A 24,181-nucleotide genomic window follows, 5' to 3' on the forward strand; every position below is an offset into this window, starting at 1 on the left:
ATGTTCTTTTTACTATGGTTGTTCGTATTGGGGCTGATATCGTACTTCTTGTTGCAAAACGGCACCAGCCGCATCACCAGGACTCCGATATGGCTGCTGTGGCTGGTAATGATGGCGCCCGCGCTGATTTGGACTGGTTGGATGTTAGTTTACGGCACCAGCAAAACTGTACCGCCGGAGTTGGTAATTATACCTTTTCTGGTTTGCCCTTTTTTGTATTGGTTTTTGGTACAGTTGGGGCGCAAGAAAATTACCGCCGAAACTGCTGAGCAGATAGCAGACTCTGCGACTGAACCTGTAAAGCCAAAACCGCCCGTGCGCCCGATCAATGCAGCAGAAGAAGCGAGTTTGCGCGATTGTTTTCCTTGGTCAATTTACTTTTTGCGAGATTTGGAATTTCGGCCACAGGCTGTAATTTGTCGCGGACAGTTGCGAACCAACCCGGAGGCGGCTTATGAGGCGATTCGGGAGAATGTGGAGAGGCTGTTTGGCGATCGCTTTTTAGTAGTATTTCAAAACAGCTTGAGCGGTCAACCTTTTTTTGCTATAGTTCCCAATCCCAGCCACCAATCAGGGGAAACTCCTGTCCAAACCGAATCTGTAACCCGGCCATTTTTCGCATTAGCTTTGCTGCTGATCACGGTGTTTACGACTACCCTTGTCGGGGCACGACTTGCCGGAGTTACTGAACAAGCTTTGCAGTCCAACCCATCAATGTTGCTGCAGGGTTTGGCTTACTCGCTGGCTCTAATTACAATTTTAGCAATTCACGAATCCGGCCACTATTTAGCAGCCCAATTCTACAAAATTCGCACGACTTTGCCTTATTTTATTCCGATTCCTTTTTTCTTAGGAACCTTTGGGGCTTTCATTCAAATACGGAGTCCAATTCCCAACCGCCGAGCTTTATTTGATGTTAGCATTGCCGGCCCCCTTGCGGGTTTAGTGGCGACAGTGCCATTATTAATTTGGGGTTTGAATCATTCGACTATTGTACCGCTGTCTGACCAGTCGGGAATGTTAAATTTTGACTCTTTCAAACCCAGTTTTTCGCTGCTGATGACTTTGTTGAGCAAGTTAACCTTGGGTGGTGCTTTCAATGCGGAAACTGCGATCGATTTGCATCCGGTAGCGGTGGCGGGTTATTTGGGTTTGATCGTGACGGCGTTTAATTTGATGCCGGTGGGACAACTCGACGGCGGGCACATTGTACACGCGATGTTCGGCCAGCGAGCGAGTATGGCGATCGGGCAAGTTGCTAGACTTTGTATGCTGCTGCTTTCTTTTTTGGAACAGGGTTTGCTGCTGTGGGCGATCATTTTGTTTTTCACGCCGCTAAACGACGAACCGGCCTTGAATGATGTCAGTGAATTGGATAATCGGCGGGATTTTTTGGGGTTGCTGGCGATCGGGCTTTTGTTAATGATTTTGTTGCCCGCGCCCAGGGTACTCCTTGAGTGGTTAAATGTTTAGCAGGAAGAGGGAAGTTCGGCAACGGATTCGCTCGACGGATTTAACTAACGGATCGATGTCGAAGTTCGAGGGAATAGAGAGGAAGGAAGAAAAGAGAGGTTGACAAAATCCGGCAAGGGTTGCTATACAATCGAGTTGAGAATTTATCCACTCGCTTTCTATCTCGAAGTAATCTTTATTTTCACCGACTGATTAGAGAAATATGTCTTACAAATCCTTTACTTTCCAACAATTAGAAGAGCGATTTGGATTGGAGCTATCACTCAGTCCTATTTTGAGTGCCAAGGTGGTTCCTGTAGAACCCTCCGAATGGCTTTGGAGAGCAATTGAAATTAGTTCTAACACTGCTGTTACAACTGTAAAAGAACGTTCAGAACGGATTATTTCTCCTATTCTGTTAGAATTTAGAGAAAGGAACAACAGACAATTTTCTGTTTTTTCTGGTTGGTCATTTGATGTAGATGCTGAGCTGGGATTGAATGGGGAATGCGACTTTCTAATGTCTTCTGTTCCGTTGGCTTTTGAAATTAAAGTTCCGGTTTTTGCATTGAGAGAAACTAAAGGCGGAGAAATAGAATCTTGTCTGCCACAGTGTGCAGCACAAATGGTAGCTGCTCAGCTATTTAACGAACGCGAACACAATTCCATACCTGCAGTATATGGCTGCGTAACTACTGGCGTTGTCTGGCGGTTTCTTAAATTAGAAGGAAAGAATTTAATTATTGATGTTGATGTTTATTGTCTCGATAATGTTCCTATGATTTTAGGTGTTTTGCAAACAATTGTTAATTTATACCAATAAGTTGACGAATCTAATAAAATAGGTTTATAGGAAAATTCCCTTGTTATTACCAACTTAATAATATTTTTTTACCAGAGGCGAGAGCGAAAAAGTGTGATCGCAAATTAAATAATCTAGCTGTACCTATGATCGCAATTACTCCCGAACAAACAGCGCTAATTCCGATTTATCGCGAGCAGTGGCGACAAATTGGACTTTCGATCGCACAGATCGATCGATCGCCCGCAAGCGACAGCGGCCATCAACACCGCCTACAAGGGAATCAATCCAAAATCGAAAATCGAAAATCCTCAAGCCCCCGCATTTATCCGTGGAATCGCCTCTAAAATCTAAAATCTAAAATCTAAAATCTAAAATCTAAAATCGATTGACAGCCCTTACATAGCTTTGCAAGCAGTTGAACCGCTAAGGATACGCGATTATGGTCTGGGAATGGCCAGCGAAATCAGAAACAAAATTCATAATGAATTGTACGATATATTAAGAAGTCAACTGGACAGGAAATTAGAAAATAAGATTTACAGCCAACTCTATAATCCGCTGTACGCTCAACTGATGAATCAACTGCACCTTCATGTTAAAGACGAAGTTTACGTCAAATTAGGAAGGAAGTTGGGCGGGAGATTTCAGATGGAAAACTGCGGCTGGATTTACCCGTTTGAGAAAATGTGCTTTGTGTGCGATCGCCCGATCCAACTTCATTTTGACAACGAATATTTGCTCCACGCTTTATGTCAACCAGCGGTTGAATTTGCTGACAAGTTCAGTCTATACTCTTATCGTGGCGTCCGACTGCCGGAAATAATCGGTCAAATTCCGCCCCAATCTTGGCAAGCTTCATGGCTGTTAACAGAACAGAATGCCGAAGTGCGGCGAGTTTTGATTCAGGCGATCGGCTATCCGAGAATTTGTCAAGAATTGCAAGCAACTGAATTGGATACTTGGCAAGAATATACTTTGTTGAAAATAGAGAATAATATTGACATAGAGCCAATTTATTTGTTAAAGATGACTTGTCCGAGTACGGGACACCTTCATGCCTTGCGAGTGCCGCCAAAAGTGCGATCCTCTTCGAGGGCTTCGCTAACGGCGAAAGAAGCGATTAGCTGGGTAAATTGGGGAATATATCCCGAAGAATTTCAAGTGCAAACTTGACAGGAAAGTTGAGAGTTTGGAGTGCGGGAGTTTACAGTTAAAGAATTACAGCGCTCCCAAAGTAGCGTTCTGCATAAGTCCAGAACAATTAAAAAATGTAGAATTGCAGCCACCGCTTGATACTATGTACTCTGGCAGCTAAAACCCACAACTTCAAATCGACATGAGCCAGCATTCAGACCGCATTGCCCCTCACGGCGGCATCCTGGTCAACCGCATTGCCACACTAGACCAAAGACAAGAATTTTTCGACAAAGCAGAAGTCTTGCCGCGAGTCCAGCTTTCGGATCGATCAATCTCCGACCTGCAAATGATCGCCATCGGCGCCCTGAGTCCCCTCAAAGGGTTCATGAACGAAGCTGATTATCGATCGGTCGTTAAACAAATGCGCCTCTCCAACGGCCTCCCTTGGTCGGTTCCCATCACCCTCTCGGTAACAGAAGAAGTCGCCGCCCCCCTGAAAGCAGGAACTTTAGTGCGCCTCGACTCGCCGGCGGGCAAATTTGTCGGGCTCTTGGAACTTGCAGAAAAATATCACTACAGTAAAGAAGAAGAAGCCCTCAACGTCTACCGCACCGACGACCTCAAACACCCGGGCGTCCAGGTAGTAGACAAATCAGGCCCCGTTAACCTCGCAGGGGACATTTGGCTGCTGGAACGCGGACTAGACCCCCGGTTTCCCCAATACCAAATTGACCCGGCGAAATCGAGAATGCTGTTCACAGAAAAAGGATGGAAAACCATAGTCGGTTTCCAAACTCGAAACCCTATTCACCGCGCACATGAATACATCCAAAAATGCGCCTTAGAAACAGTAGACGGCTTGTTTCTGCACCCGCTAGTCGGGACGACTAAGGATGACGACATCGCCGCTGACGTGCGGATGCGCTGCTACGAAATTCTGCTAGAAAAATACTATCCAAAAGATCGCGTAATTTTGGCAATTAATCCGGCGGCAATGCGCTACGCCGGGCCGCGAGAAGCAATTTTTCATGCTTTAATCCGCAAAAACTACGGCTGCACTCACTTTATCGTGGGGCGCGATCATGCTGGAGTTGGCGATTATTACGGCACTTACGATGCCCAACATATTTTTGATGAATTTGAGCCGGGAGAATTGGGAATTGTGCCGATGAAATTCGAGCACGCTTTCTATTGCACGCTGACGGAACAAATGGCTACAACTAAAACAAGTCCCAGCACTCCCGAACAACGGGTGCATTTGTCGGGAACCAAAGTTCGGGAAATGCTGCGCGCTGGAAAATTGCCGCCGCCCCAGTTTTCCCGGCCGGAAGTCGCCGCAGAATTAGCCAAGGCAATGAATATTTTCAATTACGAGATTTAAATCTTGAACTTGGGTGTCGGCGACATTCTGAAGAGTTTTGAATTTTGAGTTTTGAGTTGAAATTTTATAATTTTAAACTTAAAGCTCAAAACTTAAAACTTAAAAATTATCTTAATACTAAACACTCACAACTTAATTAAATTCCCTAAAATTCTTGAGGGGAATTTAACTGAAAATTCCAAACTAAAAATTCAAAGCTATTTAAAAATGGGACTCAAGCGGCGGGAATTTTTGCAGCAAGCTGGCCGGGTGCTGGCCGCCATCGGCATCAGCGAGGCTTTGTGGCTGCCGTTGGGCTCGCGCTACCTCCAAGCCTTAGCGCAGCCGACAGCCAGGAAATTGGCTTTGTTGGTTGGCGTTGACAAATATCCAGACTCGCCCCTGCACGGCTGCGTTACGGATGTGGAAATGCAGCGGGAACTGCTGATATATCGGTTTGGGTTTGTGCCGTCGGACATTTTGACTTTGACTGACGCTCAAGCTACGAGGGAGAATATCGAGACGGCTTTTATCACTCACTTGACTCAACAAGCAAAACCCGGTGACGTGGTAGTTTTTCACTTTAGCGGCTGCGGTAGTCGAGTCAGCTTGGGCGAGTCTCCCGGAAAAATCCAAAACAGTTTGGTGCCGGCGGATGATGTTTTGCCGTTGTTAGCAAACCGGGCGGTGAACGATATTTTAGAGGAAACGCTGTTGCTGTTGATGCGATCGCTCACGACAGAAAATGCGATCGCCATCCTCGACACCAGCTACCACTATCGGGGTTTCCCCACAAACGGCAACTTTCGCATTCGCTCCCGCCCCCGCCCCACCATCGGCGAGCCGGGCCTCCCAGAATTAACGTTTGCCCAAGACCTCCGAACCCGCAAAAATCTTCGTCCTGCTGCCACCGTACTTGCCGCGGGTGCGGATTCCCAACTCGCCGCCGAACAAGAGTGGGGCGGATTTACCGCAGGTTTGTTTACCTACGCCCTCACCCAAACTTTGTGGTGGGCAACTCCCGCTAGCAGCTTCAGCGTCAATTTCAGTCGCGCTGCGGGTACTGTCGAGCAAATCGCGGGGTTATCGCAGCAACCGCAAATTCTCAATCACAATTTAACCACCGCATCAGCGGTGAATTTTTCAAATTTAATGTTGAATTCCCCTGCATCTGACGGCGCTGTGACGGCGGTGGAAGAGGGGGGCAAAACTGTGCAGTTGTGGCTGGGGGGGTTGTCGCCCTCGGTTTTGGAGTGCTCCGGGGGTTCTGTGTTTGCTGTGGATGACTCGGAGGGCGCGAGGCTTTTGCTGCGGGGACGCACGGGCCTCTCTGCTAAAGCCCAAGTTTTAGATGGGTCTGCTCAAACAGACGGCCAATTAACAGTCGGCGAACTCGTGAGGGAAGAAGTTCGGGTATTGCCGCGAAATATCGGTTTGACAGTAGCTTTGGACTCAGGTTTGGAACGCATCGAGCGCGTGGACGCTACCAGCGCCTTTGCGACTGTGCCACAAGTTTCGGCGGTAGGCAGTGAGCAATGGGCTGACTGTCGGTTCGGCAGAGTCTCGGAAACGGCTTTAGCCGAAACTTCCTCGGCTCACGAGCCTGCTTTGTATCCAAGCCGTTACGGTTTGTTTTCTTTGGCTCAAATGCTGATTCCCGATACTGAGGGCGACGGGGGAGAAGCAGTTAAGGTGGCGGTGCAGCGCTTGACTCCGCAGTTGAAAGCGCTGCACGCTGGGAAGTTGCTGCGGCTGACAGCCAATGAGGGGTCTTCGCGCCTGAAGGTGCGGGCGGTTCTGGCAACTACCGCACCGCAAGCGCGGATCATGGCACAGCGGGAGCCGGTGCGGGCCGGCGGTGATTATAGGCTGGAACCGCTGAGCGGAGAAAGTGAGAAATCCGCCAGTGCTCATATATTAAATGTGAGCAACAGCAGCCGAATTCAATGCAGATTGTATAACGACAGCGATCGCCCGGTTTACTTTGCGGTATTTGGCTCGGATAGCGGGGGACGGCTTTCAGTGCTCGGCGCTGAGGGCAAAGACGCTGTGGGGGGAATGTCGCGGGCGATCGCTCCGGGGGAGAATTTGATTGTACCGGCGGCTGGGGCGATCGGGTGGGCGGTATCCTTGCCGATCGGACTTGCGGAAACTCTGATTATATTTAGTGAGAGTCCCTTCGCTCAAACTCTGGCTGCAATAGAAGCCGAAATGCAGCAAACGAGGGATGCCCTGCCCATTCGAGTGTTGTTGAATCCTTTAAATGTGGCGCGGGCGGTACTCGAAGATTTGCACGCGGCTAGCATTCCGGGGGTACAGAAAGTGGGGATATCGACGGATGATTTGGCTTTGGATGTGAATGTTTGGGCAACTCTGAGTTTTGTTTATCGGGTAGTTTAATTGAAAAATGGGGACTGGGGAATGTTTTCTATCACCTATAATCCGAATCTATCCCAGTACGAAATCGATATTCACTTCCAAATCAGGAAAGGCGAGCGACGCAACTTGTTGACCCCGCCAAAATTTTTGGATTAAACTGTAACCATTAGGAGTTGGCTGGCGGTAAACTTCTAAACATTGTGCCTCTATATCTACTAGCCAGACTTCTTGAATGAGCGATCGAGCGTAAATAAGAACTTTCACATCTCGATCGTAATCAACCGTGCTATCGGATACTTCTATCAACAGCAAAACTTCTGACGGTACTGGATGTGCTGTTGAATAGTAATCAGCCCGGGGTTGCAGCAATACTACATCAGGTTGAGGTTCGGTGCGCTCGCTCAACTGGATGGGGTTTTGCACATCCAGAAAAGCCTGGTTACTGGGAATTTCGCTGAACAGTCCGATGAATCGTCTCACACAGGAAGCATGACGAGTTCCAATTGCTGCCCTTTGGATCAGTTCTCCTTCTATCAGTTCTACCCGATCGCCCTCGGAAAGAATACCAGCTTTGCCCATTAAATGATATTCTTCTACGGTCAACAACCTTTTGAGTAATTGCACTGCCATAACCCACCGCGCTGCTAATTATTTTTTAAATTGTAGTCGATCTGCCAAGGAAAAAGTCAATCGATTTTAGATTTTAGATTTTAGATTTTAGATTAAAGCATTGACCCCACAGATCAATACGTTCGGCAAGTTTCATCGGATACAGGTTTTTTATTTCTGGACGGATGAATCACGTGGCGGGTATCCTGGATGCTTTCGGTCATTATCATCGGTAACTGATAATTGGTAATTGGTCACTTGTAATGCCCTTCGACTTACTCCGGCTACGCTCAGCACGAGTCGCTCAGGAACCGCGTACCCGAAGTATTGGGAATGTTAACAGTCAACTGTCAACTGTCAACTGTCAACTGCCAACTGCCAACTGTCAACTGTCAACTGTCAACTGACTGATAAAGCTTTTCTACCATTTGAGCCAAGCGTTTCATGGCAGTTTCAATCTCATCATTTGTTGCAGTCAAACTGATGCGTATACACTCATGTTTGTGCTGCCAATCTTCCCGCAAACCGGGGAAGAAAGAACTTCCTGGCACGACAATTACGCCGACTTTTTTCAACTCTTGGTACAGTTCCCAATCAGTGATTGGCAAATCTTTCAGCCATAACCATGCGAAAATTGCTCCTTCGCCCCGGTGCAAAAACCACGGCAAATCTTTCGGCATTGCTTGTTCTAGAGTGCTTTCTACGATCGCAAATTTGCTTTGATAGTACGGGCGAATTACGTTGATGGAAATATCCGCAAGAGCGCCGGAAGCAATGGCACGAGTTGCGATCGCCTGCCCGTATCTTGGCGAATGAATGCACATATTGGTCTGAAAACATTCTAATATTTGAATAATTTTTTCATCGCCGATCGCAATTCCGATTCTTTCTCCCGGCAATCCAGCTTTCGACAAACTCATACAGTGCACGATATTGCCGCCAAAAATCGGCGTCATTTCGGTAAAATTCAAGGACGGGAAGGGAGGGCCGTAGGCGGAATCAACGAACACCGGTACGTCAAAAGCGGCAGCTAAATCGGCAATTTTCTTAACTTCGTCGTCGCTGAGAACGTTGCCGGTGGGGTTGCAGGGACGGGAAAAAATGACGCAGCCGGTGGTTTGGTCGATCGACAATTGGCTGAAATCCGGGCGGTATTTGAACCTGTGGGCGGCTGCATCAATATCGAGGGTAGGTTTGCAGGCGACTACCGCTTCGGGAATCAAGCTAACGCCGCCGTAACCGGTGTAGTCTGGGCTCAGCGGTAGCACGATATTTTTAAGGCTACCCCCCCTAGCCCCCCCTTGGTAAGGGGGGGATTGATTAGCCGTTGCCCCCCCTTGGTAAGGGGGGGATTGATTGGCCGTTGCCCCCCCTTGGTAAGGGGGGGATGGGGGGGGTGCGGTGTAGCCGCCGAAAGCGTTGGCTGCGTAGAAGTAAATCGATTGACTTCCGGGAGTAATTAGAATATTGCGATCGGTCAAATTCAGTCCGTAACGCTGATTAAAATCCGCCAATACCGCATTGATAAACGGCTGATAACCTTGACTGGAACCGTAGCGACAAACCACCTCGCCGTATTCCGGGCTCGCCAAAAGTTCCGCAGTGCAGTCGCGCCACAACTGCTCGACTTCCGGTAAAATCACCGGGTTTCCGGCGCTCAAATTGATAAACTCTTGCCCGCTGCCGGCTCTGAGAGTTTCAATAATATCTTTCATAATTGCCCGAACTCCCGTGAGGTGGGACATCTGAGCGCCAAATTGAGTCAGGGCAGGGTTCATAGCAAATGCAGCGACAATGATAGAAGTTTACAGTTTACCCATAATAACTCTAGTCGCAGGCGTTAGCCTAGCTTGTCTGGGGCATGGGTTGTCGATCGAGCTTCTGATTAATTCAATAAACTCGATGCACAGCGTTTTATTTCTTCCCCTGTGCGCGCGCCGGAGTATAAGATTGTGGCCATTTGTGGAGTTTGATCGAACTGAGATGTTGCACCATTCTCAATAAGCTTTTTAGGAACAGGCTTTCCTGCCTGTTCCACAAGAAAATTCACTCTTTGTGGAACAGGCCGAAAAGCCTGTTCTTGACAATGGTGCAAGATGTGAGATCGAACAGTGTTTTTTGCCTAAAAATTAGCGAACCGAACAGCCATCTCTAATTCAAGAGTTGTGGTAAGATTTCACACCGCCGCGCCAGATGAATTGCCGATACTTGACAACAACCATTGGAAACATCTAAAATTAGTCGTAAAACCCGATCGCAACAGAATTTTATTGGATCGGGTTACTGCTATAATTACAGGTTTAATCCAGCCTCAAGAATCAGATTTGTTGCTAGCTCATTTTCATGATTCGCGGTTTGCTGACAGCGGTGCATTTTATTATCAATCCGACTAAAGCCAAGATAGGTCGTAAGGTCGCCATTTGAGTGGCGTTACATAACAAACACGTAAATTCCCACCCAAATTAACTGCTGTAAAATTCAACACAACAATGACACACTTTCCACTTATAGAATACGAGCAACTTACAGATCCAAAAGCCAAAGCAGTGTACGAAGAAATATTGACAGACTTGGGGTTTGGCATCGTCCCCAACCTGTTCAAGTCAATGGCAATCAACCCTGACCTATTAGAAGCAAATTGGAAAAAATTCCGGGGAACGATTCTGCAAGGAGACTTACCCCGTACCCTTAAAGAAATGGTCGGCGTCGCTATTTCCCAATCAAATAATAGCGAGTACGCTCTCCAAGTTCACCTGCACGGATTGTCAGCCTTGGGGATGAGCGAAGAACTACTGCGAACCCTAGTTTCTGACTTTGCCAACTGCCCTTTGCCAAAACGTGATAAAGCCGTAATTACCTTTGGCTTGCTGGCGGCTACAAAACCCCTGGAAATGACAGAAAGTGATTACCAAAACCTGCGGGATTTAGGGCTAGATGATTCTGAAATATTTGAGATTATTGCAACAGCCGACCTGTTTAGCTTTGTCAACCGATATACTGATGCAATAGCCCTCGAAATAGATGCTTTGTAATCTATATTGTATACCCATATTATGGGCGATCGGCTAGAAGATCAAGATCGAGAAGAGCTTCTGTTGACAGCCCGCCGTTTGTTAGCAGAAGCTCAAGCGCTTTCCATCCGCATTTCCGCCGTCAACGAAATTGCCACTGCCATTAACCGCACCCTCGATCTGGGCCAGATTTTGCGGGTAGTAGGTAAGCAAGCCAAATGGCTGCTGGACTTTGAACACTGTAGCGTTTGTCTGCACAGCACTAACGCTTGCATGACCTTATTTGGCCCGCATATCCCTGTAGATATTTCAGCCCTGACAGAGGGCGGCCCTATTAAGAAGGCTTTCACAACACGTCAACCTCAATTAATTCAAGAAGCGGGTGGTACTGCTATTTTATCCCCCTACGCTTCGCAAATTATCCTTCCCTTGGAAAGCGAAGGTAAGGTTTTAGGGACAATTAATTTTGCCACAACCAAGCCGGGGGCTTACACTCAAGAAGACTTGCGGATTGGCTATCTTTTGGCTTTGCAACTATCCTCAGCCATCCGCAATGCTGAACGCTTTAAAGAGATAAATAGCCTGTATTCCGAACTCGATGCCGAAAAGCACAAATCTGACCAGCTACTGTTGAATGTTCTCCCGGTGGAAATTGCCGAGGAGCTCAAAAATAACGGCAAAGTGGAACCACTTTATTATGATAGCGTATCGGTTTTATTTACTGACTTTAAAGGCTTTACTCAGTTATCTGAAAACATGACGCCGCGAGAGTTGGTTGACGAACTAGATTATTGTTTTTCTTATTTCGATCGCGTGATGGATAAATACTCTATGGAAAAACTGAAGACTATTGGCGACAGCTATATGTGTGCGGCGGGAATTCCTACGCCTCGCCCAACACACGCCTTTGACGCTGTACTTGCCGCCATAGAAATTCGACAGTTCATGGATTTGAGAAAAATACAGAAAGCTCAACAAAATATCCCTTATTGGGATATCCGCATTGGCATTCATTCAGGCCCTATACTTGCTGGGGTAATTGGCCATAAAAAGTTTTCCTATGATGTCTGGGGAGATACAGTTAATACTGCATCTCGAATGGAATCTTCCGGCGTACCTGGAAATATCAATATCTCTCACGACACGTTTGAATTAGTTAGAGATTTTTTTGAATGCGAATACCGAGGAAAAATTTATGCTAAAAATAAAGGCGAGTTGGATATGTATTTGGTTCACCATCTTAAATAAATTTGGGAATGGCTAATTGCTAAGGGAGGATGGCTAAGGGAGCCGTTATACCATTTTAGATTTTAGATTTTAGATTTTAGAAGGGGGAATTACTGATTATTAGCACGGTTTGGATCGCTGGCCTACAGTTGCAGTTTTTTTAAGGGGTGTTAGATATTGCAATCCTTGCAGGAGTCGTAAATTTTTTACCCCACCCCAACCCTCCCCTTATAAAGGGGAGGGAGTAAGAAATTTACAAATGATGCGAGGATGGCTATATCGCTCGAAGTTTTTTTTCAAAGTTCGGTATTGTATCGGATTGTCACCAGGCTATATTAAAATTATCGAGTTGTAGATTTTATTTTTAAATTATTTATGCGTATTTGGCAAGCCGATTTTTACCGCCGCCCTCTCCAAGACGAAACTGGCAAACCACTGTGGGAACTCTTAATTTGCGACTCGGAAGGCAGTTTTCAATTTAGCGATGTTTGTAGCCAGGGGGACGCAAATTCCACTTGGCTAGCCTCGCAGTTGCAGCAGCAAGCTCAAACTCAGAATTTGCCAGATTTGATTCAAGTATTTAGGCCTCAGTCTCTGGGCTTAATCGAAGCGGCGGGCAAAGTTTTGGGCATCAAGGTAGAAGCGACTCGGCGCACTGCGGCTCTGAAATTGTTGCTGCAACAACGGGCAAAAGAATATTCGAGTATGCCTAATTATACAGGTGAAACTTACAGTGCGATCGCCCTCGACTCGCCGCCGCCCGTACCCTTACCCGAAAACCTCTGGGGCGATGGTTGGCGTTTTGCTTCCCTACCCGCCGGCGACATTGAAGATGCTTTCCAAGGGCGTCCCCTGCCAATTTTGGAAATGCCAGAATTGCTGTTACCGCTGAATTTGGGCTTGGCCTCAACAGTACCCGTACCGGGAGTTGTAATTGACGGCGGACGCCAGTCTATGCGGTTGGCTAGATGGCTTCAGGACGCCAAACCTTTTGCTTTGAATTATATCGCTGGAGAACCCGACGGATTGATATTGGAAGCTGGGTTAGTAGATAGGTGGGTTGTGGCTACTTTTGAGGATAGCGAGGTGAAAGCGGCGGCCCAAATTTACCAACAGCGCAAGCAATTAAGTAAAGGATTACATTTTTTGTTAGTGCAGCCTGATGATAGTGGCATGACTTATACAGGCTTTTGGCTGTTGAATTTTGATCGATAAGATGTAATATCAATTCCGGTTGCACGAGGGAAATGATTGTTGACTGTTGACTGCTGACTGTTGACTGTTGACTCGATGTTATTATTCCGATGCCACCGGCAACGATATAAATAATATTATTTGTGATGTTGATTGATCGCGCGCCGAAAAATAGTAAAACACCGCCCGAACTCAGTTCTAGGACATACAGACTCAAACACTAATTTGAAAACCGCTTCTTGAGCTAGCAAGAGATAGTGTAGCAAAGTTATTCTACAACTAAAATCAATCCGTTTTGGATGCCCTGACACACTCGGTTGATGTGACAGTGGTCTTTTTCGTTAAGACCTTTCTGGGCTAGCATTGCTGACTTCAGCAGCCGTCTGTCAAGGGGGGTAATTTGGCGAAAAGCAAAGATGCGCTCGACGATCGCCTCGATCGAGATTTTGGGGAGGTTAGCAGAGCTGACTGTCATGGTCTTAACACGCTAAAAATAAGTAACAGAACTATGTACCTTTATTTTTAAAGATTTTGTGAAGCTACTTTGTGATTAAGATCACATATTTTTTGTGACAAAATAGTGTATGTCGGGTGACTGTTGTCACCAAATCTTTAATTATCTTTACCCCAACTTAACGATGGCCCGATAGAATCACTGTGGTAAAACTCAAGCAGAGGGTAAAAATGGCACAAGCAAAAATCGGAATTATCGGCGGCAGCGGTTTGTATAAAATGGAGGCCCTCAAAGATATTGAAGAGGTGAAAATTGATACACCTTTTGGATCACCATCCGATGCCGCCATTGTGGGAACATTGGACGGTACACCGGTAGCATTTCTGGCTAGACACGGCCGCAACCACACTTTTTTGCCCTCAGAAGTGCCGTATCGCGCAAATATTTATGCTATGAAGAGTTTGGGAGTTGAGTATTTAATCTCAGCGTCGGCGGTTGGTTCCCTGAAAGCTGAGGCGAAACCTTTAGATATGGTAGTGCCGGATCAGTTTATCGATCGCACAAAAAATCGAGTTTCTACTTTTTTTGGAGAAGGAATAGTCGGTCACATCACATTCGGCGATCCGGTTTGCGGCGAATTGGCTAAAGTATTGGCAAGTGCGATCGAATCCTTGAACCTCACCGACGTTACCCTGCACCGGGGCGGCACTTACGTCTGCATGGAAGGCCCCGCATTTTCCACAAAAGCAGAATCCCACCTTTACCGCAGTTGGGGGGCGACAGTCATCGGGATGACAAATTTGCCCGAAGCAAAATTAGCCAGAGAAGCAGAAATTGCCTACGCAACTTTAGCATTAGTCACCGATTATGACTGCTGGCACGAAGATCACGACAGCGTAACAGTAGAAATGGTAATAGCAAATTTGCACCGCAATGCAGAGAATGCTCAAAAAGTCATTCAAGAAACAGTCCGTAGACTAACAGAAAATCCCCCAGTATCTGATGCACATTCAGCTTTGAAATATGCAATTCTGACTCGGCTGGATCAAGTGCCGGCCGCCACTAAGGAGAAAATGGGTTTGCTCTTGCAGAAATATTTGTAGTAGTTGTAGGTTGGGTTGAGGAACGAAACCCAACCCATTACATCATGTCCGATCGATGGGCTGCACTAAAATTAGTTTGTAGTGTGGACTTTAGTTTGCAATATGTGATAGACTCGAATTCCACCACAAATTAGGAATACAGCAAACTAGCAAGCTATCGATCGGTGTGATATCCTTTCCGGCAGCATCGGAATGATATCGTAGCGATTGCGATTGCTTCGCTAAAAGATCGCAATGACATAGGTCAAATCTTAAATGATATCATAAGGAGTGTAAATGGATTTGATATGATTGAATAGCTCGTGAAATACAGGGAGTCAGAAACGTGCCAGATAGTCACAATATTAATGAAGTAATTTTTGAAGAGAGAGATACTCAAATTTTCAATATTCCTGACACTAAAACCAGGCTTTCAACACTGCAAAATTATTTCTTCCCTCGGCTAGAGACTTTACTGCGTTATACCCTTGATGTTGTGGCGCTAGTCTACGATGTGAATCCATACGAGAGAATGACTTTTGCCTACTCTCCAAGTCATCGAGATAAAGCAAAGGAGAACAAAGACTATGGCTTTGTTCATATTGGAATTATTGCAAAACGGGGTGAGAAACCGCTCAAAATTCTCAAGAGAAATGGACAGCCCTTTTTTCATCATCCCACTTATCTGACGTTTAAGGTATTTCCTAGGGGAACAATTCATGCTGAGCTAATGCCATTTCGTCAAGGCGTTGATGATGCTTACGTGGCAATAATTTCCCAACTTGTCGCTAAGTATAGCGAGGTTTTAATGCCACTATTATCGGTCGCACGTATTTCACATACGACGTATAATCCTGAATTTGAAGTTCTGCCTCTTCATCAGGCAATTGTGCCTGAAGAAGTAGGGTCAGATGCTATAAGGTTGATATCACCAAAATACTACTTTCCTGTCAGTCCAGGGCGAGGATTGTCTGAACTAATTATTGCATTCATCCTCTTATACGCTTTAGCAGAATCATTTATTTGTATTGGTGAAGGACGAGAACCTCAGCTTGAAAATAGGCTTGAGCAATTCAAAGAATTTTATCTCGCTTTTAAAAATACCGAAAATGAAATAGAAACAGAAGAAAGCGAGGAGGAAGATTTCGATTCTTCAGAAATGCCTGAACTAGACAGTTATTCTTTTGTGAGAGCAGGTAAATGGTGGGCTGTACTTGCTAGAGATAAATGGAAATGTCTTAGCTGTGGTAGAGCGTCAAAAGAAGATGGAGTTTTATTGGAAGTTGACCACATTATCCCCCGCTCAAAAGGTGGTTCTAACGAGATGAGTAATCTACAAACTCTTTGCAAAAAGTGTAATATTGGCAAAAGTAATCGAGACAGCACAAGACTTTGTGTGACTTCGGATGAATTGATAGATCGAATGTAGATAGCGTAATTTTTCGGCGCGTGACTTTTATTAGTCACCAGTGATAAATTTGAAATGATTTGTGGTCACGCAGCCTACAATTACAGCTATTAACTTATCAACTGCTTGAATGCGTCATGTTCGCGAATCTTCTCCAAATCAGCTTCACTTTTTGCCAACTCTTTACACACATTCGGATTCAGATTGAGGGCCCGCTTTAAATTTTCAATGGCTAATTCAATTTTACCTTGTAGCGCATAACATCTGGCTTTGTTGTACCAAATTCTGTAAAAGTCAGGTCTAATTTTAGCAGCATTGTCGTAGGAAGCGATCGCAGCTTCGTATTTTTGCAATTTGGAGAGTGCAACGCCTCGATTGTTCCAAGCGTCAGTATAATCATTTTTAATTTGTAGGGCTTGATTGTAAGAAATTACTGCTTGTTCGTACTCCTGCATTTTGGAAAAAGCAACGCCTCGGTTGTTCCAAGCATCGGCATAATCGGGTTTGGCTTGAATTGCTTGTTCGTAACACCCGATCGCCTCCTGGTACTTCTGCAACTCCAACAATACCACGCCTCGATTGTTCCAAGCATCGGGATAATTGGGGCGAATTGTAGTAGCTTGTTCGTAAGAGGCGATCGCCTCTGGATACCGCTGCATTCTCGTGAGCACTACTCCTCGGTTATTCCAAGTATCGGCTAAATCCGGCTGAATTTGCAGGGCCTGATCGTAAGCTGCGATCGCATCTTGATAACGGTTTTCAAAGAAACAAGCATCTCCCTGTTTAGCATAGTCGGCGGCTGTCAATAACTGTTGGTAATTTCCGTAGTTAACCGGAGCAAATTCTTGAATTTGGGCATCGGGGAATAAAAGGTCTGTTTCTGCCTCTGCCGAGTGATTTTGGTGTTGAATTTCGCCTAAGATAGTTTCAGCGTCGGAAATTAATAGTTTTAATTGAGAGATTGTATCGTAATGGAGACTTTCAATTTCTTGGCGAGCAATTGTTGTCTGTTTGGACAATTTTCTCAACAGAAACCAAACCCCGACTCCGGCTGCTGTCGGAAACAAAGTTAGGGCAATTACTAGCCCATTCAGCAGTACCGCCGTGCGCCCGAAGGCAATGTCAACTTCTTCTTGAACTCGATCGCGAATTTCTTCTTTAAGTTGCTGCTGTGGGAATTCCTGCTGAATTAACAGTGCCGACCTCGGTTCCGAGGCAGAAACGCTACTGGCGCAGACTAGAATAGTCAAAAGGGCGATCGGGCTAATACTTTTTCTAAAGATACTTGACAAACGCATTGCCTTAGTGATACGCACCTGAGTTGCGATTTCCATGTGTCAAGAGATGCTGATAACGATGATCCCAGACTAGCCCATTTGTTCACAAACTATTAAATACAGGATATCTGTTGTGCAGTCCCCTCCGATCAAATTGCTGACGCAAGAATTGCTAGACGAAGTGGCCGCTTCCTCCCGCCGCAGTCCCCGCCAGCGACAAAACTACAATTTCCACGATTTGTCTGAAAAAGTGCAGCGGTTTGTCAACGTGCTGCAACCGGGCACTTACGTCCGCCCTCACCAACACCTGCGCCCGCCTGCAATTAACGGTTTTGAGTTTTTTGTGGTGATTCAGGGAGAAGTCGGTATTGTTATTTTGAGCGAAAACGGTCAAATCCTGCAATCCTTGCGAGTCAGCGCGGCCGGCCCGACTCGCGCTGTCGAACTGCCAGAGGGCACTATTCACACGTTAGTAGCTTTGACACAGGATACTGTGATTTTGGAGTTTAAGGAAGGGCCTTACGACGTGGCGGCGGATAAAGACTTTTTGGCAAGTTTTCCTGCTGAGGGAACTGCGGCGGCGCGAGAATTAGTCCTGATTTGGGAAGCGGAATTTAACAGTTGACTAATGGCTGTTAAGTGTTGAGTGTTGAGTGTTGACTGTTGAGTGTTAAAAATCTAAAATCTAAAATATAAAATCTAAAATCGATTGACTGTTGAGTGTTAAAAATCTAAAATCTAAAATCTAAAATCGATCGGCTGATTACTAATTACTGATGAATCTAATTGTCGTCATTCGATTGTATAAATCCGGGGCGGTGCGAATGATTTTTCTCAGGATCTCATCCGTCACCCAAAAGACGAGGGGAAACGAAAATGTTTTGCTGAATTCGCTGCATAGTAGGTTGGTAGAAATGAGCAATCGATCGATCGCCTCCACTGATTCCAAACCCAGGATCATTAAAGCTGGAGGCTGTTCCCCGTCTATTTCTGCTGCGATTGTCGTGTAGAGAGTTGTCGCCGATTCGGGCAAAAACAGTTGCCGCGGTTGCACGGGACAATTTACTTGCAGCCGATCGACTATTTGCTGCCGCAAAGCTAGCGAGTTGCAGTTGACTAAAACGAAAGAAAAGTAACCTTGGGAAAGACGGAGCGTCCGAATTAAAGTTGAGAACGACCGCTCGTTATATTTAGCTGAGTCGTACTTAGCTGCATCGTCTTTAGCTGTATTTTCTGAGCTTTGCTCGACAAACATAAATTGCATATTTTTTATCTAGTTTTAGAGATTTTCTAGATTAAATGATGTTTCTAAAGAAAATGTGAAGATATGATTTTTATTTTTCCTTGAAAAACTTTTGGGTAAGTATACCACGGTTTTAAATTAATATCAATACTCAGATAGAAATAGTCCGATCGACTGATTTGGCTTGAACCACTCAAAAAGCACCTGCGACGGCACAACACAAGTATAGCCACGGCAGAACGAAGAAGCATATTTTGCAATGGTTTCAGCAATTAATAACCTTCTAAATATCTGGCACGATTGCTAGATTAAATGTAATTTAAAATACCAAAAAATCACCTGCAATTCTCAGCCACCGGCAAAGTAAACCAAAAACTTGCCCCAGCACCGGGAGTGCTAATTACCCCAATTTGGCCACCGTGAGCGCCAATAATTTGCCGACAAAGATATAGACCCAAACCCAAACCGACGGAGTGTCGGGATTGATCGCCCCTAACGTAAAGGTCAAAAAGATGTTCGCACTGTTCCGGCAATATTCCCACCCCGTCATCTTCCACGGTACAGTAAATCATCCTACTTCCGGGATTGGTAATGGGGAATTGTGGATTGGTAATCGGTAATTTGTCGATGTTTTGTTTTGCTGTTGTTTGATTTATAGTTAATTTTCCGGCCTTGATTAATTGAGCCGAAACGGTTAAATTTAGTCCGGGCAGATTGTGTTTCAAAGCATTAGCAATCAAATTAGAGAACACACGCCACAACTGAGTTTTGTCAGCATTCACGGCTGGGAAATCTTCGGGAACCAAATTTTTAAAAGTAGCTTTACCCTCATTCATTAAAGGCTCCAAATCTGTCGCAGCAGCTTCAACTATCGCCCTCAAATCAACAGCATCGCAGTGCAAAACCAAACCGCGCAATTCCCCGGCGTGAACTTCCAACAGCGAATTTATCAAGCGCAATTGCTGCTCGCTACCTTGAATCATCCGATCCAAAACCGAACGGGGAATTGCGATCGAATCCCCGGTTTTCGTTTGCCAATTTTTCAGCACCATTAACATTCCCGCCACCGGGTTTCGCAAGTCGTGAGAAAGAGCGTGGATAAACAGCCGCAGCGATTCTTGTGCCTGTTTGCGCTGCGTGATATCCTCAATTAAACCCTCATAATAAAGCACGGCGCCGCTGCTGTCCCGTACCGCCCGCGCCTTCTCGGAAATCCAGACAATACTGCCGTCACAGCGGTAAATTTTAGATTCAAAATCCGATACTGTGCCGCTTTCCTCGATCGATCGCAAAAACTCATTTCTGCGAGCCGGATCGACGTACAACTGCCGCTCAATATCAGTAAACTTTGCCGTCACTTCTTCCGGGGAATCGCAGCCATAAATCCGCGCCAAAGCGGGATTGGCAGTAATATAACGACCATCGGGAGTGCTTTGAAAAATCCCCTCGCCGGCATTCTCAAAAATGCTGCGGTACTTCGCCTCCGCCGCCTCCAACTGCTGGTAAGCAGATTCCAACTCACGCCTCGTACTAAACTCTTTCCGTTGCAGACATTCGTACCAATAAACCGACAAATCGCAAATCAAACAAAACCAAAACAAATATAAGTACAACCCGGTCAACTTAAAAGCAGTATACTTAGCAAAACTTAGATTTAAAACCAAATTTATCCCGACGTGGCAGCACAAAACGCCGAGTTGAGAAATTAGGTGGAGGCGCCAGCGGACGGGCATCAGCGTAGCTTGGATCAGAAACGCTAAACTCCAGGTAAAAATTGGTAAGTCCCCGACTTGTGCGACAGCTAGCCCAATCTGTACAACCACCGTCAGCGACCACGAAAAACCCAAAAATAGCAAACCGGGATAGCGCTGTCCAAAGGAGGTTTTTTGCAATACAAAACAGGTCAACAAACCCAATTCTACAGCAGCGCTAGTGTACAAATAAACACTTTCAAACTCCTGGCGAGCTAAGAATCTTTCGCCCACAAAATAAACCGTTATTGTGAAGGCAAAAAAGATGGCAATTCCGACAGCAGGGCGCAGCCGATCTCGGAGGAAGCGATCGCGCCACACCTCGTAAACCGTTAACCCCTGAACTGATTTTGCATTGCCCAAATAGTTCATACCATTTTAGATTTTAGATTTTAGATTTTAGATTTTAGATTGACAAAGAGGGATCGTCCGAGTTAACAGCAGGTAGGGAAAACCAGAAAGTCGAACCACCGCCGGGAGTGCTTTCGAGGCCGATGAAGCCGCCGTGAGCTTTGATAATTTGCTTGGAAAGGTACAACCCCAAACCCAGCCCTGTTAATTGTCGGCTATTAGGGTCTTGAACGTAAAGTTCAAACAGAGATTCCCGCTGTTTGGCGCTGATTCCCACTCCATTATCTGTTACAGTACACCGAACCATTTTTACGGTGACACCCGGCAATTTGCTGCCGATATTGCCAATTTGACCCTGATAGCGGGGCATTTTGCAACTGCCGTCGAGGTTGAATTTGGCCAGGGTTTCCTGATTTTTCTGGGTGGTCTCGCCCATCCTAGGACGATCGCCCGCAGCAGGTATCCGGTTAGCGACACAGCGGGCAAGGGGATTATTGGGCGATGTTAAAGCCTGTGAATTTTCTTCATAACTTAGCGCTGTTTCAACTTCAATTACCTCGGCTTTCAAAGTTATATTGACTCCCGGAGGATTGTGTTTAATAGCATTAGTCAACAGATTTTCTAGCACCCGCTGCAAGTGTTGGCGATCGGCATTGACTTGTGGCAAATCCGCCGGAATTTCCTGAGTCAAAGTTGCTTGATTTTTGGCCAGCATCGGTTCTAAATCGGCAACAATGGCTGAAGCTAAAGACGGCAAATGCAGCGGTACAGTATTGAGAACAATCCCTTTCACCTCGCTAGCGTGAGCGTCGAGCAGGGTATTAACCATAGTCAACTGGTGTTCGCTGGCCTGAACGATGCGCTGCAAAATCGATCGAGAAACCGGAACATCTGGTATGGAGTCAGAGGGCGATTTGTTGAGCAAATTTTTCAGAAGTATTAACATTCCCATAACAGGAGTGCGGAGATTGTGAGAAACTGCGTGCAAAAATAGGTCTTTCAGGCGGTTGCTTTCTTGCAACTCGTGCATTTTTTGCTGTAGTTGGCGGGTGCGTTCCTCGACTTGAGATTCCAAGTTGGCATTGAGAGCTTTTACCTGCTGCAAAAGTTGGGCTTGCTGTAGAGCGATCGCCACTTGGGTAGCGAGTTTTTCCAACAAATCAATTTCAAATTCCTGCCACTCGCGGGGCCCAGAACACTGGTTGACGGCCAAGATCCCGAATAATTCATCCCCCAGGACGATCGGCACATTTAACGTCGCGCGAATTTGATAGTCGCTGTACAATTGGGCAATTGGAACGCTGAGTTGAACGCTAGCAGAATCGGAGATAGATCGGACGCGGTTGTTAGCATAAAAAGTTTTCTGGCTTTCAAGGTGATTCTCGTCAGCGAGTACCCACCCCAAAAGAGAACGGCATTGGGCATCCACAGACTCGGCCACAACCTTACCGTACACCGGCCTAGGAAGGTTTACCCCGTCCGCCTCCACAATACCGATGAAAGCGCGGTCTGCCTTGAAAAATTGCCGGACTTCGGCAACAGTAGTGTTGAGAATTTCTTCGAGATCGAGGGAGTTGCGAATTCGCAGGGCGATTTCTGAGAGCAAGCGATCGCGATCCGAGGACGCCCGCAAAGCAGTTTCCGCGCGGTGGCGTTCGGTAACGTCTTGGACTGTGGCGGCGATCGCCCCTGACTCAATTGCCGACTGTTCGCAGACAGTGCGTTCGGAGCCATCTGCCAGCACAATTCGGTAGTTAATGCAATAGGCTTGGCGATCAAACATAGCTTGGCGCTGCGATCGCGCCACCAATTCTCGGTCTTCTGGATGTACGGCCTGCAAAAAAACTTCAGGTGTCGGTTTGACCGTTCCCGGAGCAAAACCCAAGAGGCGGTAAAGTTCGTTTGACCACCGCAATTCGATATTGGATATATGATGTTCTGCGGATTCTTGGCAGTTGTAAGTTGCTGTGAGGGCGGCGCAATTTAAATCCCAATTTCCCAACTGAGCGATGCGCTGAGCGTTGGCTAAACTAGCTTCGCGATCGCGCAGCATGGCGGCCGTGCGGCGCACCTCCACCAGCGCTTGCTGGCGTTCTGCTACGGCGGCGGCCAACATCAGAGCCACAAGGGCGATCATACCGGTAAAAGCTTGTAAAAATAAAACCGCCTGTTTGAGATTATCGCTTTTGGCCAAAAACGGGCCGCCTCCCTGTACTGCTCCCCAAATCGCGATGTAAGAGACGATCGAATAAGCAAAAATCGCTCCCGCCGGTTGAAACCGCAGGGCAGCCCAAACTATCAGAGGAAAAGGCAGATACTCCAGCGGATACTGAGCGATCGCCGCTTGTGTTTTTGAGCAAAAAAACAGCCAGCTAACGCTCAGCAATAGAGTCAGCCAGAGCGCTATTTCTGAATAATTAATGATTAAAAATAGAAGATTATAGCGGTTTTCCTTTGCAGAAAATCTCCTTGGAGAATTTGTAACTTGTGATTGGTAATTGTCCCCGTTAAAAAATGCTTTTAAACTTGAAATAATCCGAGATTGTCTCTCACCTCTTACACCATTGTCAAGAACAGGCAAGATGCCTGTTCCACAAGAAAATTCATCTCTTGTGGAACAGGCATCTTGCCTGTTCCTAAACAAGTAATTGAAAATAGTCAAAGATCTCAGTTTTAGTGGAAATTTAAAACTGTTAACGGCGTGGTTCAAAGTCAGCAGCACAGGCGTCACAATCAAAATTCCCATGCCGTCTCCGAGCCACGTAGTCCACCAGTTGCGAGAGAAATTGCTCCACTGAGCCCAACCAAAAATGCACGTACCCAAGTTGCCGAGGATAGAACCCACAAGAGTAGACCCGATGACAGCGCCCGCTACTAAAGCCAGAACATCTCGCAGTCGATCGAGTTTAGTAGAAAATCCGCTCCAAGTCAGCAAAGCCTCTCCAGCCAGCGCTTGCAGGGTGACGCTAAAGGCCGATGTGGCAATGACAGCCGACGGTACACCGCCGGTAGAGTTTAACAGCACTGAACCGAGGACAATTCCTGGCCACATCCGTCGCCCTTGCAGTAGCAGTGCCGCTAGAGCAATACCGGCGGGCGGCCACACGGGGGAGGCTTCGGCTTTCACCAGTCCCAGCATCGACGCTGCGAGTTTTCCGGTAACAAAGTAGGCCAGCGCCAGGATGCCGGTGTACAGAAGCGTTCGAGTGCGGCGGTTGAGCAGTTTCATGTTTAGGTGCGATCGAATCCTCCATTCCTAGTTTTTAATTTAGGCGGCCGATCGGCGATCGAACTTCCTCCTGACGAATCACCTGACTGGGGGAGTTGACTGTTGACTGTTAACTGTTGACTGTTGACTGTTGACTGTTAACTGTTGACTGTTGACTGTTGACTGTTGACTGTTGACTGTTGACTGTTGACTGTTGACTGTTAACTAATGAC

General features: G+C 46.4%; 20 protein-coding genes. 13 read left to right on the plus strand and 7 right to left on the minus strand.

The window, feature by feature from the left end:
• From QUB24_RS10095 to QUB24_RS10120, 6 genes are all read left to right on the plus strand, one after another.
• Nucleotides 1–1,473 (plus strand): site-2 protease family protein, encoded by a 1,473-nt coding sequence (locus QUB24_RS10095; RefSeq protein WP_333153009.1) that lies wholly within the window; start codon nucleotides 1–3, stop codon nucleotides 1,471–1,473.
• Nucleotides 1,474–1,675: 202 nt separating this feature from the next.
• Nucleotides 1,676–2,275 carry a hypothetical protein gene (locus tag QUB24_RS10100; RefSeq protein ID WP_333153011.1) on the plus strand — a complete coding sequence of 200 codons (600 nt, stop codon included), beginning with the start codon at nucleotides 1,676–1,678 and terminating at the stop codon, nucleotides 2,273–2,275.
• A gap of 125 nt (nucleotides 2,276–2,400) precedes the next feature.
• Complete coding sequence (locus QUB24_RS10105; protein WP_333153013.1) at nucleotides 2,401–2,601, plus strand: hypothetical protein; 201 nt, start codon at nucleotides 2,401–2,403, stop codon at nucleotides 2,599–2,601.
• A 61-nt stretch (nucleotides 2,602–2,662) separates the two neighbouring features.
• Complete coding sequence (locus tag QUB24_RS10110; protein WP_333153015.1) at nucleotides 2,663–3,430, plus strand: DUF6745 domain-containing protein; 768 nt, start codon at nucleotides 2,663–2,665, stop codon at nucleotides 3,428–3,430.
• A 163-nt stretch (nucleotides 3,431–3,593) separates the two neighbouring features.
• A complete protein-coding gene (gene sat / locus QUB24_RS10115; protein WP_333153017.1) occupies nucleotides 3,594–4,775 on the plus strand; it encodes a sulfate adenylyltransferase in 1,182 nt (393 codons plus the stop codon).
• Nucleotides 4,776–4,982: 207 nt separating this feature from the next.
• Nucleotides 4,983–7,154: a caspase family protein gene (locus QUB24_RS10120; RefSeq protein WP_333153019.1), complete on the plus strand. Its 2,172-nt coding sequence runs from the start codon at nucleotides 4,983–4,985 to the stop codon at nucleotides 7,152–7,154.
• Between the two features lie 48 nt (nucleotides 7,155–7,202).
• Here the strand turns inward: QUB24_RS10120 and QUB24_RS10125 are convergent, their stop codons facing one another.
• Together QUB24_RS10125 and QUB24_RS10130 are read right to left on the minus strand one after the other, a co-directional pair.
• Nucleotides 7,203–7,763 (minus strand): Uma2 family endonuclease, encoded by a 561-nt coding sequence (locus QUB24_RS10125; protein ID WP_333153020.1) that lies wholly within the window; start codon nucleotides 7,761–7,763, stop codon nucleotides 7,203–7,205.
• Between the two features lie 371 nt (nucleotides 7,764–8,134).
• Nucleotides 8,135–9,520 carry a valine--pyruvate transaminase gene (locus QUB24_RS10130; RefSeq protein WP_333153022.1) on the minus strand — a complete coding sequence of 462 codons (1,386 nt, stop codon included), beginning with the start codon at nucleotides 9,518–9,520 and terminating at the stop codon, nucleotides 8,135–8,137.
• Between the two features lie 387 nt (nucleotides 9,521–9,907).
• Here QUB24_RS10130 and QUB24_RS10135 point away from each other — a divergent pair, with 387 nt between their 5' ends.
• The 4 genes from QUB24_RS10135 to QUB24_RS10150 all read left to right on the plus strand — a co-directional run bounded on the left by QUB24_RS10135 (nucleotide 9,908) and on the right by QUB24_RS10150 (nucleotide 13,195).
• Nucleotides 9,908–10,135, plus strand: a complete 228-nt coding sequence (locus QUB24_RS10135; protein WP_333153024.1) for a hypothetical protein — start codon at nucleotides 9,908–9,910, stop codon at nucleotides 10,133–10,135.
• A gap of 96 nt (nucleotides 10,136–10,231) precedes the next feature.
• Entirely contained in the window at nucleotides 10,232–10,774 is a 543-nt protein-coding gene (locus tag QUB24_RS10140; protein ID WP_333153026.1) for a peroxidase-related enzyme, read from the plus strand.
• 6 nt (nucleotides 10,775–10,780) lie between these two features.
• Nucleotides 10,781–12,001, plus strand: a complete 1,221-nt coding sequence (locus tag QUB24_RS10145) for an adenylate/guanylate cyclase domain-containing protein (protein ID WP_333153028.1) — start codon at nucleotides 10,781–10,783, stop codon at nucleotides 11,999–12,001.
• Between the two features lie 354 nt (nucleotides 12,002–12,355).
• Complete coding sequence (locus QUB24_RS10150; RefSeq protein ID WP_333153030.1) at nucleotides 12,356–13,195, plus strand: Tab2/Atab2 family RNA-binding protein; 840 nt, start codon at nucleotides 12,356–12,358, stop codon at nucleotides 13,193–13,195.
• Between the two features lie 247 nt (nucleotides 13,196–13,442).
• Here QUB24_RS10150 and QUB24_RS10155 read toward each other — a convergent pair whose 3' ends face one another.
• Nucleotides 13,443–13,649, minus strand: a complete 207-nt coding sequence (locus QUB24_RS10155; RefSeq protein ID WP_333153032.1) for a hypothetical protein — start codon at nucleotides 13,647–13,649, stop codon at nucleotides 13,443–13,445.
• A 209-nt stretch (nucleotides 13,650–13,858) separates the two neighbouring features.
• On the opposite strand from QUB24_RS10155, the gene QUB24_RS10160 reads away from it, so the two are divergent.
• A complete protein-coding gene (locus tag QUB24_RS10160) occupies nucleotides 13,859–14,731 on the plus strand; it encodes an S-methyl-5'-thioadenosine phosphorylase (protein WP_333153034.1) in 873 nt (290 codons plus the stop codon).
• Nucleotides 14,732–15,056: 325 nt separating this feature from the next.
• A complete protein-coding gene (locus QUB24_RS10165; RefSeq protein ID WP_333153036.1) occupies nucleotides 15,057–16,139 on the plus strand; it encodes an HNH endonuclease in 1,083 nt (360 codons plus the stop codon).
• Nucleotides 16,140–16,228: 89 nt separating this feature from the next.
• On the opposite strand, the gene QUB24_RS10170 is transcribed toward QUB24_RS10165, so the two are convergent.
• Nucleotides 16,229–17,452: a tetratricopeptide repeat protein gene (locus QUB24_RS10170; RefSeq protein WP_333153038.1), complete on the minus strand. Its 1,224-nt coding sequence runs from the start codon at nucleotides 17,450–17,452 to the stop codon at nucleotides 16,229–16,231.
• 76 nt (nucleotides 17,453–17,528) lie between these two features.
• Here QUB24_RS10170 and QUB24_RS10175 point away from each other — a divergent pair, with 76 nt between their 5' ends.
• On the plus strand, nucleotides 17,529–18,020 hold the full coding sequence (locus QUB24_RS10175) for a WbuC family cupin fold metalloprotein (protein ID WP_333153040.1): 492 nt from the start codon (nucleotides 17,529–17,531) through the stop codon (nucleotides 18,018–18,020).
• A gap of 141 nt (nucleotides 18,021–18,161) precedes the next feature.
• On the opposite strand, the gene QUB24_RS10180 is transcribed toward QUB24_RS10175, so the two are convergent.
• The 3 genes from QUB24_RS10180 to QUB24_RS10190 form a co-directional block, all read right to left on the minus strand.
• Complete coding sequence (locus QUB24_RS10180; protein WP_333153042.1) at nucleotides 18,162–18,659, minus strand: hypothetical protein; 498 nt, start codon at nucleotides 18,657–18,659, stop codon at nucleotides 18,162–18,164.
• 314 nt (nucleotides 18,660–18,973) lie between these two features.
• A complete protein-coding gene (locus tag QUB24_RS10185; protein ID WP_333153044.1) occupies nucleotides 18,974–20,761 on the minus strand; it encodes a PAS domain-containing sensor histidine kinase in 1,788 nt (595 codons plus the stop codon).
• Nucleotides 20,762–20,795: 34 nt separating this feature from the next.
• Nucleotides 20,796–23,969 (minus strand): MASE1 domain-containing protein, encoded by a 3,174-nt coding sequence (locus QUB24_RS10190; protein WP_333153046.1) that lies wholly within the window; start codon nucleotides 23,967–23,969, stop codon nucleotides 20,796–20,798.
• Between the last annotated feature and the right edge of the window lie 212 nt (nucleotides 23,970–24,181).

Origin of the sequence: Microcoleus sp. B9-D4, assembly GCF_036705105.1 — a bacterium.
GTDB lineage: Bacteria > Cyanobacteriota > Cyanobacteriia > Cyanobacteriales > Microcoleaceae > Microcoleus.

Excerpts from the sequence above, each read along its gene's own strand:
- QUB24_RS10170 (WP_333153038.1), bottom strand. The coding sequence starts at position 17,452 with ATGGAAATCGCAACTCAGGTGCGTATCACTAAGGCAATGCGTTTGTCA.
- QUB24_RS10160 (WP_333153034.1), top strand. The coding sequence starts at position 13,859 with ATGGCACAAGCAAAAATCGGAATTATCGGCGGCAGCGGTTTGTATAAA.
- QUB24_RS10140 (WP_333153026.1), top strand. The coding sequence starts at position 10,232 with ATGACACACTTTCCACTTATAGAATACGAGCAACTTACAGATCCAAAA.
- QUB24_RS10150 (WP_333153030.1), top strand. The coding sequence starts at position 12,356 with ATGCGTATTTGGCAAGCCGATTTTTACCGCCGCCCTCTCCAAGACGAA.
- QUB24_RS10125 (WP_333153020.1), bottom strand. The coding sequence starts at position 7,763 with ATGGCAGTGCAATTACTCAAAAGGTTGTTGACCGTAGAAGAATATCAT.
- QUB24_RS10100 (WP_333153011.1), top strand. The coding sequence starts at position 1,676 with ATGTCTTACAAATCCTTTACTTTCCAACAATTAGAAGAGCGATTTGGA.
- QUB24_RS10130 (WP_333153022.1), bottom strand. The coding sequence starts at position 9,520 with ATGAACCCTGCCCTGACTCAATTTGGCGCTCAGATGTCCCACCTCACG.
- QUB24_RS10190 (WP_333153046.1), bottom strand. The coding sequence starts at position 23,969 with ATGAAACTGCTCAACCGCCGCACTCGAACGCTTCTGTACACCGGCATC.
- QUB24_RS10105 (WP_333153013.1), top strand. The coding sequence starts at position 2,401 with ATGATCGCAATTACTCCCGAACAAACAGCGCTAATTCCGATTTATCGC.
- sat (WP_333153017.1), top strand. The coding sequence starts at position 3,594 with ATGAGCCAGCATTCAGACCGCATTGCCCCTCACGGCGGCATCCTGGTC.
- QUB24_RS10120 (WP_333153019.1), top strand. The coding sequence starts at position 4,983 with ATGGGACTCAAGCGGCGGGAATTTTTGCAGCAAGCTGGCCGGGTGCTG.
- QUB24_RS10185 (WP_333153044.1), bottom strand. The coding sequence starts at position 20,761 with ATGAACTATTTGGGCAATGCAAAATCAGTTCAGGGGTTAACGGTTTAC.
- QUB24_RS10155 (WP_333153032.1), bottom strand. The coding sequence starts at position 13,649 with ATGACAGTCAGCTCTGCTAACCTCCCCAAAATCTCGATCGAGGCGATC.
- QUB24_RS10180 (WP_333153042.1), bottom strand. The coding sequence starts at position 18,659 with ATGCAATTTATGTTTGTCGAGCAAAGCTCAGAAAATACAGCTAAAGAC.
- QUB24_RS10095 (WP_333153009.1), top strand. The coding sequence starts at position 1 with ATGTTCTTTTTACTATGGTTGTTCGTATTGGGGCTGATATCGTACTTC.